General features: G+C 62.9%; 14 protein-coding genes. 9 read left to right on the forward strand and 5 right to left on the reverse strand.

Annotation, left to right across the window (positions count from 1 at the left end; genetic code table 11):
• Window positions 1-12 precede the first annotated feature (12 nt).
• Entirely contained in the window at window positions 13-537 is a 525-nt protein-coding gene (locus IPV69_RS14600) for a hypothetical protein (RefSeq protein ID WP_206290422.1), read from the reverse strand.
• Between the two features lie 220 nt (window positions 538-757).
• Between IPV69_RS14600 and IPV69_RS14605 the strand changes: the two genes are divergently transcribed.
• The 7 genes from IPV69_RS14605 to IPV69_RS14635 all read left to right on the forward strand — a co-directional run bounded on the left by IPV69_RS14605 (window position 758) and on the right by IPV69_RS14635 (window position 6,894).
• Window positions 758-1,240, forward strand: coding sequence for a DUF2784 domain-containing protein (locus tag IPV69_RS14605; protein WP_206290423.1), 483 nt, complete (start codon window positions 758-760; stop codon window positions 1,238-1,240).
• 74 nt (window positions 1,241-1,314) lie between these two features.
• Complete coding sequence (locus tag IPV69_RS14610; RefSeq protein ID WP_206290424.1) at window positions 1,315-1,767, forward strand: GspH/FimT family pseudopilin; 453 nt, start codon at window positions 1,315-1,317, stop codon at window positions 1,765-1,767.
• Window positions 1,764-2,756 (forward strand): PulJ/GspJ family protein, encoded by a 993-nt coding sequence (locus tag IPV69_RS14615; protein ID WP_206290425.1) that lies wholly within the window; start codon window positions 1,764-1,766, stop codon window positions 2,754-2,756. The genes IPV69_RS14610 and IPV69_RS14615 overlap by 4 nt, the downstream gene beginning before the upstream one ends.
• Before the next feature lie 9 nt (window positions 2,757-2,765).
• On the forward strand, window positions 2,766-3,392 hold the full coding sequence (locus tag IPV69_RS14620; RefSeq protein WP_206290426.1) for a type II secretion system protein: 627 nt from the start codon (window positions 2,766-2,768) through the stop codon (window positions 3,390-3,392).
• A gap of 7 nt (window positions 3,393-3,399) precedes the next feature.
• The gene (locus tag IPV69_RS14625) at window positions 3,400-4,722 is read left to right on the forward strand and encodes a hypothetical protein (RefSeq protein ID WP_206290427.1); all 1,323 of its coding nucleotides are present in this window, start codon (window positions 3,400-3,402) and stop codon (window positions 4,720-4,722) included.
• Window positions 4,723-4,953: 231 nt separating this feature from the next.
• The gene (locus IPV69_RS14630) at window positions 4,954-5,790 is read left to right on the forward strand and encodes a hypothetical protein (RefSeq protein ID WP_206290428.1); all 837 of its coding nucleotides are present in this window, start codon (window positions 4,954-4,956) and stop codon (window positions 5,788-5,790) included.
• A 369-nt stretch (window positions 5,791-6,159) separates the two neighbouring features.
• On the forward strand, window positions 6,160-6,894 hold the full coding sequence (locus IPV69_RS14635; protein ID WP_206290429.1) for a hypothetical protein: 735 nt from the start codon (window positions 6,160-6,162) through the stop codon (window positions 6,892-6,894).
• A 68-nt stretch (window positions 6,895-6,962) separates the two neighbouring features.
• Here the strand turns inward: IPV69_RS14635 and IPV69_RS14640 are convergent, their stop codons facing one another.
• From IPV69_RS14640 to IPV69_RS14655, 4 genes are all read right to left on the reverse strand, one after another.
• Window positions 6,963-7,838, reverse strand: a complete 876-nt coding sequence (locus tag IPV69_RS14640; protein ID WP_206290430.1) for a glycosyltransferase family 2 protein — start codon at window positions 7,836-7,838, stop codon at window positions 6,963-6,965.
• A gap of 153 nt (window positions 7,839-7,991) precedes the next feature.
• Complete coding sequence (locus tag IPV69_RS14645) at window positions 7,992-11,474, reverse strand: glycosyltransferase family 9 protein (protein WP_206290431.1); 3,483 nt, start codon at window positions 11,472-11,474, stop codon at window positions 7,992-7,994.
• A gap of 148 nt (window positions 11,475-11,622) precedes the next feature.
• On the reverse strand, window positions 11,623-13,485 hold the full coding sequence (locus IPV69_RS14650) for a TolC family protein (protein WP_206290432.1): 1,863 nt from the start codon (window positions 13,483-13,485) through the stop codon (window positions 11,623-11,625).
• 232 nt (window positions 13,486-13,717) lie between these two features.
• On the reverse strand, window positions 13,718-14,485 hold the full coding sequence (locus IPV69_RS14655) for a LysE family transporter (protein WP_206290433.1): 768 nt from the start codon (window positions 14,483-14,485) through the stop codon (window positions 13,718-13,720).
• Between the two features lie 124 nt (window positions 14,486-14,609).
• On the opposite strand from IPV69_RS14655, the gene IPV69_RS14660 reads away from it, so the two are divergent.
• Both IPV69_RS14660 and IPV69_RS14665 read left to right on the forward strand, forming a co-directional pair.
• Window positions 14,610-15,029 carry a Minf_1886 family protein gene (locus IPV69_RS14660; RefSeq protein ID WP_206290434.1) on the forward strand — a complete coding sequence of 140 codons (420 nt, stop codon included), beginning with the start codon at window positions 14,610-14,612 and terminating at the stop codon, window positions 15,027-15,029.
• Between the two features lie 94 nt (window positions 15,030-15,123).
• The gene (locus IPV69_RS14665; RefSeq protein ID WP_206290435.1) at window positions 15,124-15,381 is read left to right on the forward strand and encodes a hypothetical protein; all 258 of its coding nucleotides are present in this window, start codon (window positions 15,124-15,126) and stop codon (window positions 15,379-15,381) included.
• Window positions 15,382-15,459: the final 78 nt, after the last annotated feature.

A 15,459-nucleotide genomic window follows, 5' to 3' on the forward strand; every position in this document is an offset into this window, starting at 1 on the left:
GTCGGCCGAATCTCACACGGCTGGCCGCAATGTGGCAGGCAGTCCGCCGAAACCGGGCAGCAGGATGGTCGTCGCGGTCGCCGGGGCGCGAAACGATTTGAGTTCGCGAAGAAACTGCGCCCCGATGGCGAACAGATCGCGCTGCACCGGCTGCCAGTAGGTGACCGTGCACTCGATCGCCAGCGGCCTGGCAGCGACGCCGGGCATCGAGGGGGTCGTCGGCGGCAGCAAAACAACGAACGGCGTGTCCAGCGCCAATCGCCGGGGCGTCATGAAGCGAATGCCGCCACGCGATAGATCGCGAACCGGCACCGACACCGGGTCGGCCAGGGGAATGCGGAGCGTTCCGTCGCGGTCGAGCGGAAAATCGAAGCCGGCCAGGCCCTCGGCGCCCGTGGCAAACGGCACGATGGTCAGTCGGGTCGCGACCGGCACGCGCGCCGATTGACGCTGGCCTCCGCCGGTCAGTGGTACGGCGGCGCGGGCGGGGCTCAGGGCGGAAACGACCTGGTCGAACAACTCGGGGGGAAGCAACATCGGCGGAACTCCGGACAGATCAAACGTCAAATGGGGTATCCTCACCGGCGCGGCGGTATCCTGACCGTCGGCATGCCGGACCTTCCGCTCCGAACCGCGTATCGGCCGTCGGAGCGCGTCGGATGAGGACGCGAAGGCTGTTTTCTTACGGTTTCCTGTGTTTCCACGATTGAAGTCGAAGCGAGTGAACCACTTGTCCCTTCCCTTCACTTAACCTCCAGTGACACCACAGACCTACAAACTGCTCACCGATGCCCTGGTCGTGTTTCATTTCGCGTTCGTTGCGTTCGTCGTGCTGGGCGGACTTGCGGCTTTGCGATGGAACCGGATCGGGTGGCTTCACATCCCCTGCGTCCTCTGGGTGATCTGGATCGAAACGTCCGGCAATCTCTGCCCACTGACACCTCTGGAGAACGATCTCCGCGACAAGGCCGGGCTGGCGACGTACGAGGGAGGGTTCGTCGATCACTACATCATGCCGGTGCTGTACCCCGAGCACCTCACCCGTAACACGCAGTTCGCGATCGCGATCGGCCTGGTCGCGATCAACGCGATCAGCTACGGGCTGATCCTCATGATGGTTTGGCGTCGGCGGCATAGGCTCCAGCCGAAGGATGCCGCCCTGGCCTCGACATCGCCGACACCAACCGGCACCACGCCCGATAACCCCTTGACCGCCGAAGCCCTTCCGGAAGGCCGGTAAAGCGCATCGATGCTGCTGGCGATGAAGAGGACGGCGTCCTGCGACGCTATCTAGTTCCACCCGGAATGGTCCTCATGCGACGACGCGGTTTCAGCTTCATCGAACTGGTCATCGTGCTGGCGATCACGCTGCTGGTCGCCGGGATCGCGGTCCCGCGCATGAGCAACGCGTCGACGCGTTACCAGGCCGATTACGCCGCCAAGAAAATCGTTGCCGACCTCGACGCCGCGCGGGGCAATGCGAGGTTGCGCGGCGTCACACAGACTCTCACTTTCAATGTGATCAAAAACCAATACACGGTGACCAAGAGCGATGACGGCGGGACCGCCGTCAATGAGTTCACCGTCGATCTCGCCCAGCCGCCTTACGGGGCGACGATCACCTCGGCAAACTTCGGCGGAGCGAGCGTCGCGACTTTCACCGGATATGGCGAATGCGTCGCCGGGGGGACCGTCACCATCCGCATCGGCTCGATTACCCGCACCATCACGCTCGACGACGCCAGCGGCAAGGCGAGGTGGCAGTGACCGCACGTATGCTGACACGGTGCCGAAGGCGCGGCCTGACGCTGATCGAGATGGTCATCAGCCTGTCGATGCTGACGGTCATCCTGGCCGGGAGCATTTCGCTGGTGCTCATCGCGGCCCGCGCGATGTCGAATGAATCATCGAATGTCGGTGCCGACGCGGTCGCGGCGCGATCCGCCGCCGACCAGATCATTGACGACCTGAAAACGGCCACCGCGATCACCGAACAGACCCGCACGGCGATCAAGATGACCGTGCCGGACCGCGACGGCGACGGCCTGGCCGATACGATTCGGTACGCATGGAGCGGAACGACTGGTGCCCCCCTGACGCGGCAATTCAACGCGCGCACTGCGGCAACACTTGCGACGAACGTCAACGCCTTCAGCTTCACCTACCTCAGCAAAACCGCCGGTAAGCCGCCTCCGGTCGAAGGGCCTTCCCAGACGCTGCTCTTGCACCTGGCATCGAGCAATACGATGGACACCGATCTTAGTTCCGCCAAGGGCGTTGCAGGCTACTTCAAGCCGACGCTCGCGGCCAAAGCCGTCAAATGGAAGATCAGCAAGATCGACCTTCAGACTGAGCGGGACCTGTTGTCGACAGGAACGGTGACGGTCGCGCTCAAATACGCGGACGCGAACAAGAAGCCAACTGGCGCTACGCTGCAGTCTGCGACGGTCGCGATTGTCGATCTGCTGGGATCGTCGAACTGGACGAGCGTCACCTTCAACACCCCAGCCGACCTGGATATCTCCCAGTCGGTTTGTTTCACGGTGACCGCTTCGGTTCTGCTCGGCAATGGCGGGCGCATCCGCTACGACAACGCCAACACTGACGCGAGCACGGTGATGATGATCACCAGCGACAGTGGCGCAACCTGGACGACACCGGTCGCGACGCAGGCCCTGCAGGCGCGGGTGACCGGCACGGTGACCACGCAGGAACTGGAAACCTTGGAGTTTCAGGCGCTGCCCGCCGCCCCGTGACCGAACATCATGAGCCCGCAGCCCGCTCCATTCTCCGTCACACGCCGCCGAGGCCTGACCCTGGTCGAGGTCATGTTCTCGATTGTCGTCATGTCGACGATGCTGCTCGCGGCGCTGGGGTCTGTCGGGGCGGTCGCCAAGGCGCGAGTGACTCAGAAGGAGTCGGTCCAGGGTCTTGCGCTGGCGCGTCAGCTTCTGTCTGAGATTGTTCAGACGCGCTACAAGGATCTCGTTGATTCGACGTTCGGCATCGAGGCGGGGGAAAGCCGTGCCACGTTCGACGATGTCGATGACTACAACGGCCTTTCGGAGGCGTCGGCGCTGTATGCCGACGGGACTGCTGTCGCCGGTGGAACGAGGTGGTCACGAACTGTCGCAGTGTCGTGGGTCAGTCCCACCGACCCGAGCACGACCAGCGCCACCGACCAGGGTCTCAAGAGGATCAAGGTATCGGTCACAAGCCCCGGCGGACGTGTAACAACCCTTGAAGCACTCCGCTCTGCCGAGAACGGCTATGAACACACGCCGGGCTCCCAGGCGACTTACACCTGCCACGTCGGCGTGTCGATTCAAATTGGAACGAACACCGTCGTGCGAAACGTGCAGGGCGTTGCGTTGAACAACCTCGTACCGTGAAATCGTGATGACACCCTCCGAAGATATTCAGCACGGGTCAGGCTTCGGCGCTTCTGGCGTGCGGGGTCGTCGCCGTCGCGGCGCGGCGTATGTCCTGGTGCTTTCGACCGGGGTTATGCTGTCGGTAATCGGGATGGGCATTCTCGCCTCAAGCCGAGCCACGACGCGCGTTATTGGCGATACCACCGACCTTGCCGAAGCATCTGTCCTGGCCGAGTCGGCGGTCGAATGGGGACTTGCAGCGATCAAAAAGAATCCGAGCTGGCGGACGACCTATACGCACAACGTATCGACCAATACGACGACCATGGGTCGCGGGCGATTCACGTTCAAGCTTTTCGATGAAACGGACGGAAATCTTTCCAACAATTCGTCAGACGCTGTGCGGATCTACGGGATCGGAACATGCGGGTCGGCGTCGCGAACGTATAGCGTGAAGCTGACCGGCACGGGAGCGGCACTGGACTCGCTCAAGAACTCCGTTCAGGCCGGGGGAAACCTTTCGGTGACGTCAAACGTCACCACCACCGGCGGCCCGATCTCGGCGAACGGAACGTTGACGGTGCCATCGGGCATTACCGTGACCGGCGACGCCGAAGGAACCACGCTTAGTATCTCCGGAACCGTCTCCGGCTCGAAAACCAGCCTGACAACGGCCCGCAATCTCCCGCAGTCCACGGTCTTTGACACCTACAAAGCGCAGGCGATGACCATTCCGTTTGCAAGCATTCCGGGTGGCACCATCAGCAGTAAGGTGATCAGCGGCGCGTCCAATCCCTGGGGCACCGCCAACGCGTCCGGCGTCTATTACATCAAGGTGCCGTCGACCGGTACCCTCTCGATCAAGACCAGTCGGCTTGTCGCGACACTGGTCGTGGAAATGGATCCCGGCGGGGTGTTCAGCACCAGCGGGTCGTTCGCGTGGGATCCGCCGCGGGCCGACTTCCCCACGCTGATCATCAAGGCAAGTGGTACCAGCACGGTGTCACTGGCCGGATCGACGTCCGCGTTAAGCGAAGCCTCGGCACTGACCAACTTCAATCCTGCCAGTACGCCCAATTCGTCAGGCGTCAGCGACACCGACATGAGTGACAGCTATCCGGCAGAGTTCAAAGGTGTGCTTCACGTGATCGGAACGGGATTTACGACGAGCCTGACCAACAACTTCAAGTTGACCGGGGCGGTGATTGCAGAAGGCGCGGTTTCGCTGGGCCTGGGCGTGAGGCTCACCGCCAATCCCACGCTCGCAACCACGCCCCCGGTGGGGTACACCGCCGCTTCCGAGATGGTCATCTCACCGGGCACATGGCTCTGGCAGCCAACGCAATAGGATTAGCCCGTAACGCCAATGCCTGGGGCAGGTTGCGTGCATGTCAGGAGGACGGCTATGCCGATTCGGTGTCCGCACGCCCTTGCAATCATTTGCCGCAGCGTGGTTTTCCGTTGTTTTCGAGGGTCTCGGGACGATAAACAGTTGTAGCGGCGGTCTAGGGTTAGCCGCCTCCATTTCTTTGTCGTACGGCGAACCACATATCTGGCCCGCCGCTGAGGAGTTGTCTACATGATCTTCGAATCTCTGGAAAACCGCCGGGTCTTCTCGGCGTCGGCTGTCCTTGTCGGCGGAACGCTCCTGGTCTCCGGCACGTCGGGTGATGACAACATCGTCGTCCTGCAAAACGATCCGGACGGCCCGGTGCTTGCCGCCCATTTCGACGCTGCTGAGCCGGTTTTCCTTAGCCCAGAGGGTGGATTCCTGGGTGTCCAGCGGATCATCCTGCTCAGCGGTGGCGGTGCCGATAACGTCACCCTCACACTGAATGGCGCCGACGGGCTCGTCATGACCGGGTCCGGCAGTGATCAGTTGTCGCTCGACGCGGCCAACGGATCGCACGTGGTGTTCGACACCGGCAGCGATAATGACACCTTGGCCGTGGTCGGGTCGAGCGAGGCAAACATCCTCGGCTCGGCCGGTAGTGGCGATGACGCCGGTTCGGCTTCAGCGTTCAGCGGCGCTGACATTTACATCGATGCCGGAAACGGCAACGACGGAATCGTCGGAGCCGCGTGGTCGGTCAGCGCGGCGGACATCGGATCGTCTGTCACGTTCTACGGCGGCAACGGCGATGACGCAGTCGTCGTATCGGCGACGTCGGGTGGCGTCGTTTACGTTGACGGAGGTAACGGCAACGACAGCATCACGCTGTCTAACGTCGATGGCATCAGCCGTGCCACCCTCGCAGGCGGCAACGGCAACGACTCGTTCACGGTCATCACGATCGAGCCCGGTGGGCAGGTCACCGTTAACGGCGGGAACGGCAGCGATTCACTCGTCGCCTCGGCGGCACCGGGCGGCGCACTGATCATTTCGCGGGTCGAGAGCACGAGCATCCCCACTTGAGACCTTCGACACTATGGAATGGCTGGCAAAAGGCCGTCGATCAAGAGATCGACGGCCTTTTGCGTTAGCGATTCGTTACGTTCCGTGATTTCTCCATCACTCAGCAACTTTGTTGGGAAATCGGCTCGTGACGGGAAGGTTGTCGGCAGTGAGTCATCATAGTCCCAGTTCGTTCGCGCGAAGCAGAACGTCCTAGGTGAATGACTTAGATGCCTGCGAGGAGACATCTCGTAGAGTTGAGCGAGCCTTTCCCAGTCTGCGGACGGGTGAGGTTGGCGACCTCGCCGCGCAATGTGCACATCTGCTGTGTCTGATCAGTTTTGTTCGCACCGGCTCTCTTAACGCAGCCGGTCTGTCCCGGAGCATTCCATGAACTTCGAAGCGCTTGAGTCTCGGCAGCTTCTATCGGCTAATCCATTTCACCGCGAGTTTGATCGGGAAGGGGGACACGAACGGGAACACGCCTGGCGGAAGCTTTCCTCCGGCATCTACCAGAACGGATCGACGCTCCTCGTCAACGGCACCGCCGACGACGACGCGGTCAACATCTACGAAGATGTCGGCGGTGTGAACGTGAACGAAAAGGTCTATTCGCGGGTCAAGCTGATCATCGTTTCGCTCGGCGGCGGCAATGACTTCCTGTCATTCGACCTGAGCAGCGCGTCCATCGCGGCTTCGACCGGTGCCGGAGATGACTTCCTCGTCGGTAGCCTTGCCAACGGCCGCAGCGCGTCGCTGGACACCGGGGATGGGCACAACTTCGTTTCCGTTGCGGGCGATGCCTCTCGACGCCTCTCCGTCACGGTTGAAGGCGGTGCAGAAGACGACCGCATCCAACTGTCTGGCATCGACAAGGCTTACATCGACAGCGAAGGCGGTGACGATGACATCTTCGCCGCGGACATCAAGGAACTGGTCGTCAACGCCGGCGCGGGAAATGACAAGGTGTCCGTGTCTAATCAGGTCGGCAAGACGCTGATCCTGGGCGGCTCGGGCGATGACACGATCGATATCTCGGGGACCGGCGACTTCTCTGTTTTCGGCGGCGTCGGTGCCGACCTGATCAACAACAGCGCGACGGGATATGTCGTGGCGATTGCCTGAACCTGCGCGGTTACGCCGGATTGTTAACGCATTTCGAGAGGCCGTCGGACGTTGGTTCGACGGCCTCTTTACGTACTCGACGGCGCAATAGGCGGCAGGCGGGGATCGTCAAGTAGTCCGCCCCAGGCCTCGTTGTAGTCGTATCGAATGCCCGGCAGACAGCCGGGGAGCTGCTTGCGCTTATAGGCAAACGCTTCGCCGTTGCGCAACGCGGCGTAGTAGAACCGGGCGCTGACGAACGGTGCCGTTCTGCCGAGCTTGATGCCGTACTTCTCGCGCACCTTGTTGATTTCAGATGCGCCCACGGTGTTCATCAGCTGGCTCGTCTTGGCTTCCTCGTGCTCGCGGAACACGCCGAGGAAGCGATTGACGCGGACGAACTTCGCGCCGGCCTGCATGTAGCGGGTGAACAGGTCGTAGTCGATCGCGAACCGCAGGGAATCGTCCACGTTGCCGCACTTGTCGAAGTATCGTCGACGCCAGAAGCAGCTTTCCTGTGGGATCAGGTCCCAGCGCATCTGGTACCAGTTGCTGTGCTCGGGAAGGATCCAGTACCACTTGGCGAGATTGTGGCCGTCGACGGTCAGGCGGTGGCTGTAGACGGCGTCGACGTCGGGGTTGCGGGCGAAGAAGTCCGCGACGTAATGCAGTGCGCCGGGGGCGAGCATGTCGTCGCTGTTGAGATACGCCATGATCTCGCCGCTGCAGCGGTCGAAGCCGCGCTTGATGGCGTCGCTCTGCCCCTTGTCGCGCTCTGACTGGAAGTGTGCCAGGCGGTCGACGTAGGGCTTAAGCACCTCGACCGTGTTGTCCTTCGATCCACCGTCCATCACGATGTATTCGAGGTTCGGGTAGCGCTGCAGCAGGACGCTGCGCACCGTCCAGGGCACGTACGCCGCCTGGTTGTAGCTGGGGGTGACGATGGAGATCTTGGGGTATTGCATTTCGTAGGGTGGGGTTCACCCCACCGCACACTGAGAAACGTCGAGTTGTGTTCATTCGCCGAAACGTCTGACCATTGAAATCGCCGCTCGAAAGCCACTTCGGCGGCCGAACACGATCTGTGTTCGATCGCAACCGGTGGGGTGAACCCCACCCTACAAGAGCCGAAGGATCGCCCACATCTCGTCGCCGCGTCCGAATCGGTCCCACAGCGTTCTGGCCCAGCCGGCCCACTTGGCGCCGCGGCGGGCGATGCGCATTTCGAACGTCGCGCCGTCCGGAACGATACCGGCCAGGCCGATCTCATTGAGCTGCACGCTTGCCGCGGCGGTGTAGGCGTCGGTGATTGTCTTCAGTCGCTCGACCCTCATATCCACCGCGGCCGCCAGCAGCCGCAGGCCGCGACGGCCGAGGAGAACGCGATGATACGGTAACTGCCAGAACCACCAGGTCGGCCCGAAGCGGCGGCGGAGCATTGAATCGAGGTTCGGCGTGCGGATGACAATGCGGCCCGTCGGCGTCAGCAGGCGCTGCAGGCGGCGAAGGACCCACGCCGGGTCGTCCCAGTGTTCGAGCACGGATGGGAGAAAGATCAGATCGAATACCTCGCCGTCGGGCAGCGTCATGAACGCGTCCTGCGGATTGCAGCGGAAGACACGATGACCCTTCGCTTCGGCCTCGGCGGCTGCGGTCGTATTGGTTTCGAGGCCCGTCAGGATCCACTTCGTCGTCGACTTGATGTCGTCCATGTCGCGGCCGTCGTAACAACCGACGACGAGGGCACGGACGGACGAGTCGCCGGTAAGCTCCGGACCTACCATTGATCGCAGTCGGCCGGTCGGCGTTTCGGCCGCAGCCTTCGCGCCCGCCAGCCGCCAGTAGGGCGACGGCAGCGCGGCTACGATCCGCGCCCAGCGCGGTCCGCCGCGAAAGCGCTGGAACGGCGATATGGCGACCGATATTCCTTCGCCGGCAGGGACGTTGGCCGACGGCACCACGGACGAACCGCTGCGTCTCTGCCGCTCGGTGCAAAGCGTTAGCAGCCTGTCACTGGCGATCGACGGGCACGCGATCGCCGCATCGCCTGCGGCGTCGCGATAAACGCGGTAGATCTCCGGCCCGCCGGTTGTTACGTCGGGAGATGAGAACAGGAGCCGATCGGGTCGGCGATGGTTGATCGGGCTGGTTGCGGTCTGCAGCGGTTCGGCCGGTGCGGCAACACCGCCTTCTGGAACGACCCAACTCGGCCAGCGCCAGTCGTCGCGAACGACCCATTGGCGTAGCAGGGATGCCAGTTCGCGCCCGACAGCGGTCGCCCGGCAGCGGATACGGCCGGCCAATCCGAAGCCCGCGTTAAAGTCATTGATCGCTTCGCCGAGGTGAACATGAGCCAGTTCGCTGACCGCAGGAGCGGCGAACCGATATACGCCGTGGCCGCGGACGCGCCGGATGCCGAAGCGGCGAGAGAAGCGAATGAGCAGGTCCCAGCCCGCCGCTTCACCCTTGGCGGGATTGATCGGGCCGATCAGGCCGTAAGGCTGCCGGCGAAAGAAGACGTGGGGCAGCGAGGTAACGCTTCCGTCGTGGCGCAGCGAATCGACGTCAACCCGCGGCCAGCCGTGATGGAATCGCCAGCCGCCGTCCTTGGCGGATGTTTCCTCGAACACGGCTGCCATCGCCATCGAATGATCGCGAAAGTACTCGCCCGCGCGGTGCAGCGCCCCCGGCTCGTACGCCGTCCCGACGTCCAGCCAAGCGACCAGATCGGATTCGCCGGTCGCTATCGCCTCGGCGGTGGCACCGAACGGTTCGGCGGTGGGTTCGACGATCTTCGTCACGCGGTCGGTGTAATGGTTCAGCGCTGCCGGCACGCCGTTCGAGACCAGCACGTATTCAAGATGGGGGTACCCTTCGGCGATCGCCGAGTCGATCGTACGGCAGATGTCTTCGTCTTTGTCGCCGGGGCGGACGATGGTGACGAGCCGAATCGTCGGCATCGGCGGCGGAACACGCTTGGGCTCGTAGTGCCGTTTCCCGCAGACGACATCCACGAGCAGTTCCCGCCAGCTTCGCCGGGGTCGGGCCGGTACGACAATCACCGGGGCTGGCTCCATCGCCGACAGCTTGTGCCGCAGCTGTTCCACTTCCTTGCGCAGCGGTTCGACTTCGGACTTTCGGGCCGCGGCTTCGATATTGGTCCGCTGGTTGGCCTCTTCAATCGCCCGCCGTAGCTCGACGACCGCCTGCTCGCGGTCCTGCAACTGCTTTGAAAGATCCGACGACTGTGTCTCCAGTTTCTGCGTGACGTCGTTGAGCCGTCGCACCTCCGCCGATACTACCGACAGTTTCTGAGCCAGTTCTTCGGCGGTTTGCGCGGTGGCGTTGCGTTCGACCGTCAGGCGCGCGATCTGGGAAGGGTCGATCAGATCGAGCTGGCGCTGGGCGCTGGAGAGCAGTCGGAGCCGGTCGCGGGCCAGGTCGGCGGCGTAGAGGGTCATTCGGTCCTGGACGTCGATTGGCAGCGGCAGCAGGCGAATGTCCTGGCCGACGATCCGGCCGACCTCCAGGTCGTCGATGGCGCGAAGCACATCCGCGGGGCGCAGTGCCTGAACGCAGTGGGCCTCTTCGAAGCTGCAGGCCCAGCCGCAGCCGGCGCAGGGCACCCGCACGCTCAGGACGATGCTCGGCGTCGCCCGCGGCGCGAAGCGCAGCTTGTGCCCCCCGCCGAAGATCGCCAGTACCGGCTTGCCGACGGCGGCGGCAATGTGCATCGGGCCGGTGTCGTGCCCGACATACCCCTCCGACATCGCCGCCAAAGCCGCCAGGGTGGTGACATCGCCGTCCGGCTCCATCCAGACGGCCGCGGATGTCGCGGCGTCGGCCATGCCTGCGAGCGTCAGTTCGACAACGGATCGTTCCGCCGGCAGTCCGACGAATAGAAACCTCCGCCCGTAGCGTTCGTGCCAATGCCGCAGCACCTGGGCCCATTGCGTCGCCGGCCAGGCTTTGATAGGCACATTGGCGGTACCGGTCACGCATGCAATCCAGTACTCGCCGGGGGAAAGGCCTCGTTCGGCAAGGATTCGCTCGGCGGCAGCCCTGGACGTGTCATCGGGTACAAGCACCGGTTCAACCGACGCCACCGGACAGCCGAGCATGTCGGCCAGCAGCGCATTCTTGTCGGCCTCGCGGATGTCTTCGTCGACAGCGAGCGTTTGATCGAGCCGAAGCTCAGACGGGCGGGCCTGGCCCGCGTACGGGTCGCCGGCATAGAGCCGGCCGCTCATTCCGGCGACCTTCACGCCGGGCAGGCCGTTGCGCGGTTCGCGCAGCTCGGCGGCCAGGCGTTCCTCGAAGCGGGTCCATTGGAACGGGGCAATCAGCAGCAGATCGGGTCGGAACTCGATGGCCTGTCGCACCAGCGGCACGAACGCTTCCCATCGCTCATCGACGGGGCAATAGACTTCCTGGGGCAGGACGATCGTCGTTGCTTCGGGAACGATCAATTTCGCGATCGGCTCGACAGATTTGCGGACGATAAGGGTCAGCTCGTGCCCCCCTGCGACCAGCGCGCGATACAGCGGCTGTCGCAGGACCATGTCGCCGATGGTGTCGGGGTTGCTCGCGAGAATCCGCATGAGGGAAATGACGAATGACGGAAATCAGAATGGCGAATGAATCTCGAAATCGCGAATCACCAATAACCGACCGTATCGTCTTTGTCAGTATTGGTCGTCGCGATTTGAAGGTTCATCCGCCATTTTGACTTCGTCATTCCGGCTGGCTTCAGGGCTTCAGCACTTCCTCCACCCAGGCGCGATTGAGGTATTTGGCGCCGGGGTCTTCCTTCAGCTTCACGTTGTTGTATTTCAGAAGTGTGCCCTTGGCACGCTCGAGACGCTGGATCGCAATGTTGTAGTTCGCGATCGCGGCGGCCTCTTCGCGGGCTTCGTTGGCGAGGGTTTCCTGGGCCTGCAGTTTGACCTGAATGAAGGGCGGCGTAATCGGTTCGCCCAGATCCTGCTGCTTCTGGATGAGGTCGAGCTGTTCCCGGCTCGCCAGCCGAGACTGCGTGCGGGCTGCCGACTGCTCCCAGTTCGACCGGATGTCGGACATCGACGTCTTCACGTCGAGCGACACCTGGGCAAGGATGTTGCGATACTGCTCAATCGCCTGAAGCCGCTGAAGCCGGGCACGCTCGAAGATCGCCCGCGCCGAGCGGTTGCCGATCGGATACTCCATTTCAAATCCGAACGACCAGCTCGGGCTGTTCAACTCCCAAAGATTCTTGCTCGCCTCTCCCGGGCCGTCCCCCAGCCCGCGGAAGCCAAAGCTTCCGACGAAGTCCACCCGCGGCAGCTTGTTGTTGGCGGCGACACGTTCGGCAACGCGCGACTGTTCGATGCGGACGAGCTGCTGACCGAGTTCCAGGCGATGTGCGACCGCAGCGTCGATCGCCACCTGGTAGTCGAAGTTGACCGGATCTTGCAGCGGCGCGTCCGAAGGCACGATCAGGAATGAGGACGACACCGGGAATTCCGGGTCGTTCATGCGGCGTTTGATCTCGTCCGACAGGTCCACCACGTTCTGCTTGGCGCGGATCAGGTCTGCTTGGCGGGCTCGCGCTGATGACTGCGCCTGGCTGACGGGAATCTTGGACGCGTCCAGACCTCGAATCCATCGCTCGTACAAAACCCGGTAGGTTTCGATCGTGTCGGCCAGCAGCGTTTCCTGGATGTAGACGATCCGGTTCGCCTGATATAGCTGCCAGTAGGCCCGTTCGAGTTCCGAAAGCTGCTCTTCCAGGATCCGGCGGAAGTCGAGCACGCTGATCTTCTGGTCGCCGCGGGCGATCTCGATCCGTGCCGAGTTCACATCGCGACCGAAGTCTCGAAGCAGCGGCTGGGTTACTTCCAGGCGGACTTCGTTCTGCCAGAATTTTTCGTCCGAAGAGGCGATGTTGTCGATGCGGCTCCAGGCCCAGGAGTAGGTCAGGCGAGCCTCGCCGCCGGTGACCATCCGCTGCCGCAGGCCGGTTGCGCCGGTGTTGGTGACGGTCTTGTTGTTGAACCCGACAACGGTATTGCCCGCCTGATTGCCAAGGCCGAGGCTGTCGGTCGTGGACAGGCCGGTGTCCTGGCGGGCGGTGCTGAGGTTGAGAAACGCGGCGGCGTCGAACACCGCTTCCTGTTCGATCGTGCGCTGGGCGTTGATGGCCGGGTCGTAGCCGGCGACTTTCACTTCGGAGTTGCAGAGCACCGCCCGGGTGATGATCTCACGCAGGCTCAGGTGGACTGCATTCTTGGGGTCGTAGGTGCGGCCGGTCGTGGGCAGCTTTCCGATGTAGGCGTCGTTTGGCGGTCGCGGGCCGCCCGCGTCGCCACCCTTGGGTGTCGGAATTGCCTGCAGCGTCGCCGGGTACTTTTCCAGTTTGACCGAGGCGTCGTTGGCGCCCTGGCGTTCCCGCAGTTCGACCATGCTGGGGTCGAAGATCGGCGGTTCGTAAGCGTTGCAGCCGACCAGGGTGTAGATCGGCGCGGCCAGCCCGCCGATGACCAGCGCCCTCAGGGCGGCGGCGAGCAACCGGGGGCGTCGGGCCGAGCCGGACAGCCGGGTGGGAAGTTCGTTCCGAAGCGTGCGGTGGGTCATCGTCTGGCATCTCCGGCGGAGGATCGAGATTGCCGTTTCCGACCAACGGTCGGATGGCGGCGATGTCTCCTTTCTCCGCAAAACTGATTCACTACAGGGCAAACTGAGTCACTACGAGACTGTGCCGACGGCGGAAGGCAGGCCGCCATGAGCTTCGATCTCCGACGTCAATGTGGCGACACGGCAGATCGGGGCATCGACCATTCAGACGGTCGAGGAACACCGGCGGCGATTATAGGACCGCCTTCATCCACTGCCAGAACCCGACCGCCGACAGCACACCAAAACCCAACAGCGCCGCGCCTCCGATCGCGTCGGCCAGGGCAAGCCACTTTCGGCGACGGTGGCCGGAACCGGCGGCGCGCTGTGCGATCGACAACGCGGTCGAGAATCCCAGCACCCAGCCGACAGTACCAAGGAACACGCCGACGCACATCATCGGCAGTTGGCTTCCCGCCGCTTGGGAAGTTGTCTGTCCGGCCGAATCTCCTGCCGCCGGCGTTTGCCCGGTGCCCATTGCCGGCACCACCACGAACCAGAACGCCAGCGTCATCGGGTTCAACAACGTCATCAACAAGCCGGTCACATATGACCGCAGGGCGGTATGGCCGGACCGGGAGGCAGCCGCCGTATCGGACAGGCTGGCATCAATGGGGTCAGTCGTCCATGCCTTGCGGGCCGCGATCAGGCATTGCACCCCCAGGTATCCCAGCAGGAGCGTGCCAAGCCCGGACATCGTCAACAGTACCGCCGGCTGATTGAGCAGGCGTGCGAAGCTGAAGGTGGAGAGCACGGCGTAAAAAACGTCGACCGTGACCGCGCCCAAACCCAGGGCCGCGCCTGCCAGGAAGCCGTGCCTGAGCACGCGCCTGGCGATCTCCACGTTGACAGGTCCGATCGGAATCGCCGCACCCAGCCCCAGCGCCATGCCCCTGGCCAGTGCCTGCCAGCCGACCGAGACGGCAGCGATCATCAGCAAGTCAGCGACAATCTCGTCCATTCGAACTTTCCAACAACGTTGGCGTCTTAGTTGACGACGCGGAGACTCGTTCTTCGTCAAACATTCCGTGGCTGCCAAAACTTTCCCGCTTTGGTCGCCCTGCCTGGCAGGATATATTCCCCGCATGGCGTCAAAGCACCAGACCCAGACTCGCGAAAAGACGTTGGAGCAGGTCGTGGCCGATGTCGGCCTCTACCCGCGCGATGCGTATGAGTTCGTCCAGCAGGGGTTGGGCTTTGCGGCACACCGCGTTCATGGCGAAGCCAGGGCCGAAGGGGCCGAGCACGTCAACCGTCATGTCTCGGGCCAACAGTTGTGCGAAGGCCTTCGCGAATACGCGTTGGCCCAGTGGGGTCTGCTTGCCCGCGCGGTTCTCGGCCGATGGAACGTCACTTCGACGTACGATTTCGGCAGAATCGTTTTTGCTCTGATCGACGCAGGACAACTCCAGAAGACCGAAGACGACACGCTGGACGATTTCAAGGCCGTCTTCGACTTTCGTTCCGGTTTCAACCAGGGCTACAAGATTGTCATCCCTGACTGAGTCCTGGCTGCGTGTTTCAGGCGTACAGTTGTAACCTTTGCGCGGCACCCATCTGGTCTTCAGACCATTTCCCGTAATCTTCAGTCAGAGAATAATGAACGCCGGCAAGAAACATCGTTCCGTCGCCGCCAAGCCGGACGCCACTCCGGACGAAACCCCGCAGGCGTCGCGATTGCGTTTTCTGCCTCCTTTGAAGCCCAGTCGCCGTCGATTCTTTGTTGCTGCGGGCCTGCTCGCGGCGTGGCTGGGTCTGCTTTTGATCCTTTACGTCACGGCGGTCTTCCCCGAAAAGCAGAAGAAGACGGTCAAGCGTGTCGAACCGCAGCCGGCCCCGAACATCGTACCCAGATAGTTTGCCCCATAAGGACGCACGATCGCCGGTCTGTAGTGCTCGTTTGTAGTGCCGGTCGCAACCGGCTTGTCGATCGGT

Source organism: Humisphaera borealis (assembly GCF_015169395.1).
In the GTDB taxonomy this organism is placed as follows: Bacteria; Planctomycetota; Phycisphaerae; order Tepidisphaerales; family Tepidisphaeraceae; genus Humisphaera; species Humisphaera borealis.

Excerpts from the sequence above, each read along its gene's own strand:
- IPV69_RS14600 (WP_206290422.1), bottom strand. The coding sequence starts at position 537 with ATGTTGCTTCCCCCCGAGTTGTTCGACCAGGTCGTTTCCGCCCTGAGC.
- IPV69_RS14610 (WP_206290424.1), top strand. The coding sequence starts at position 1,315 with ATGCGACGACGCGGTTTCAGCTTCATCGAACTGGTCATCGTGCTGGCG.
- IPV69_RS14620 (WP_206290426.1), top strand. The coding sequence starts at position 2,766 with ATGAGCCCGCAGCCCGCTCCATTCTCCGTCACACGCCGCCGAGGCCTG.
- IPV69_RS14625 (WP_206290427.1), top strand. The coding sequence starts at position 3,400 with ATGACACCCTCCGAAGATATTCAGCACGGGTCAGGCTTCGGCGCTTCT.
- IPV69_RS14630 (WP_206290428.1), top strand. The coding sequence starts at position 4,954 with ATGATCTTCGAATCTCTGGAAAACCGCCGGGTCTTCTCGGCGTCGGCT.
- IPV69_RS14635 (WP_206290429.1), top strand. The coding sequence starts at position 6,160 with ATGAACTTCGAAGCGCTTGAGTCTCGGCAGCTTCTATCGGCTAATCCA.
- IPV69_RS14640 (WP_206290430.1), bottom strand. The coding sequence starts at position 7,838 with ATGCAATACCCCAAGATCTCCATCGTCACCCCCAGCTACAACCAGGCG.
- IPV69_RS14645 (WP_206290431.1), bottom strand. The coding sequence starts at position 11,474 with ATGCGGATTCTCGCGAGCAACCCCGACACCATCGGCGACATGGTCCTG.
- IPV69_RS14650 (WP_206290432.1), bottom strand. The coding sequence starts at position 13,485 with ATGACCCACCGCACGCTTCGGAACGAACTTCCCACCCGGCTGTCCGGC.
- IPV69_RS14655 (WP_206290433.1), bottom strand. The coding sequence starts at position 14,485 with ATGGACGAGATTGTCGCTGACTTGCTGATGATCGCTGCCGTCTCGGTC.
- IPV69_RS14660 (WP_206290434.1), top strand. The coding sequence starts at position 14,610 with ATGGCGTCAAAGCACCAGACCCAGACTCGCGAAAAGACGTTGGAGCAG.
- IPV69_RS14665 (WP_206290435.1), top strand. The coding sequence starts at position 15,124 with ATGAACGCCGGCAAGAAACATCGTTCCGTCGCCGCCAAGCCGGACGCC.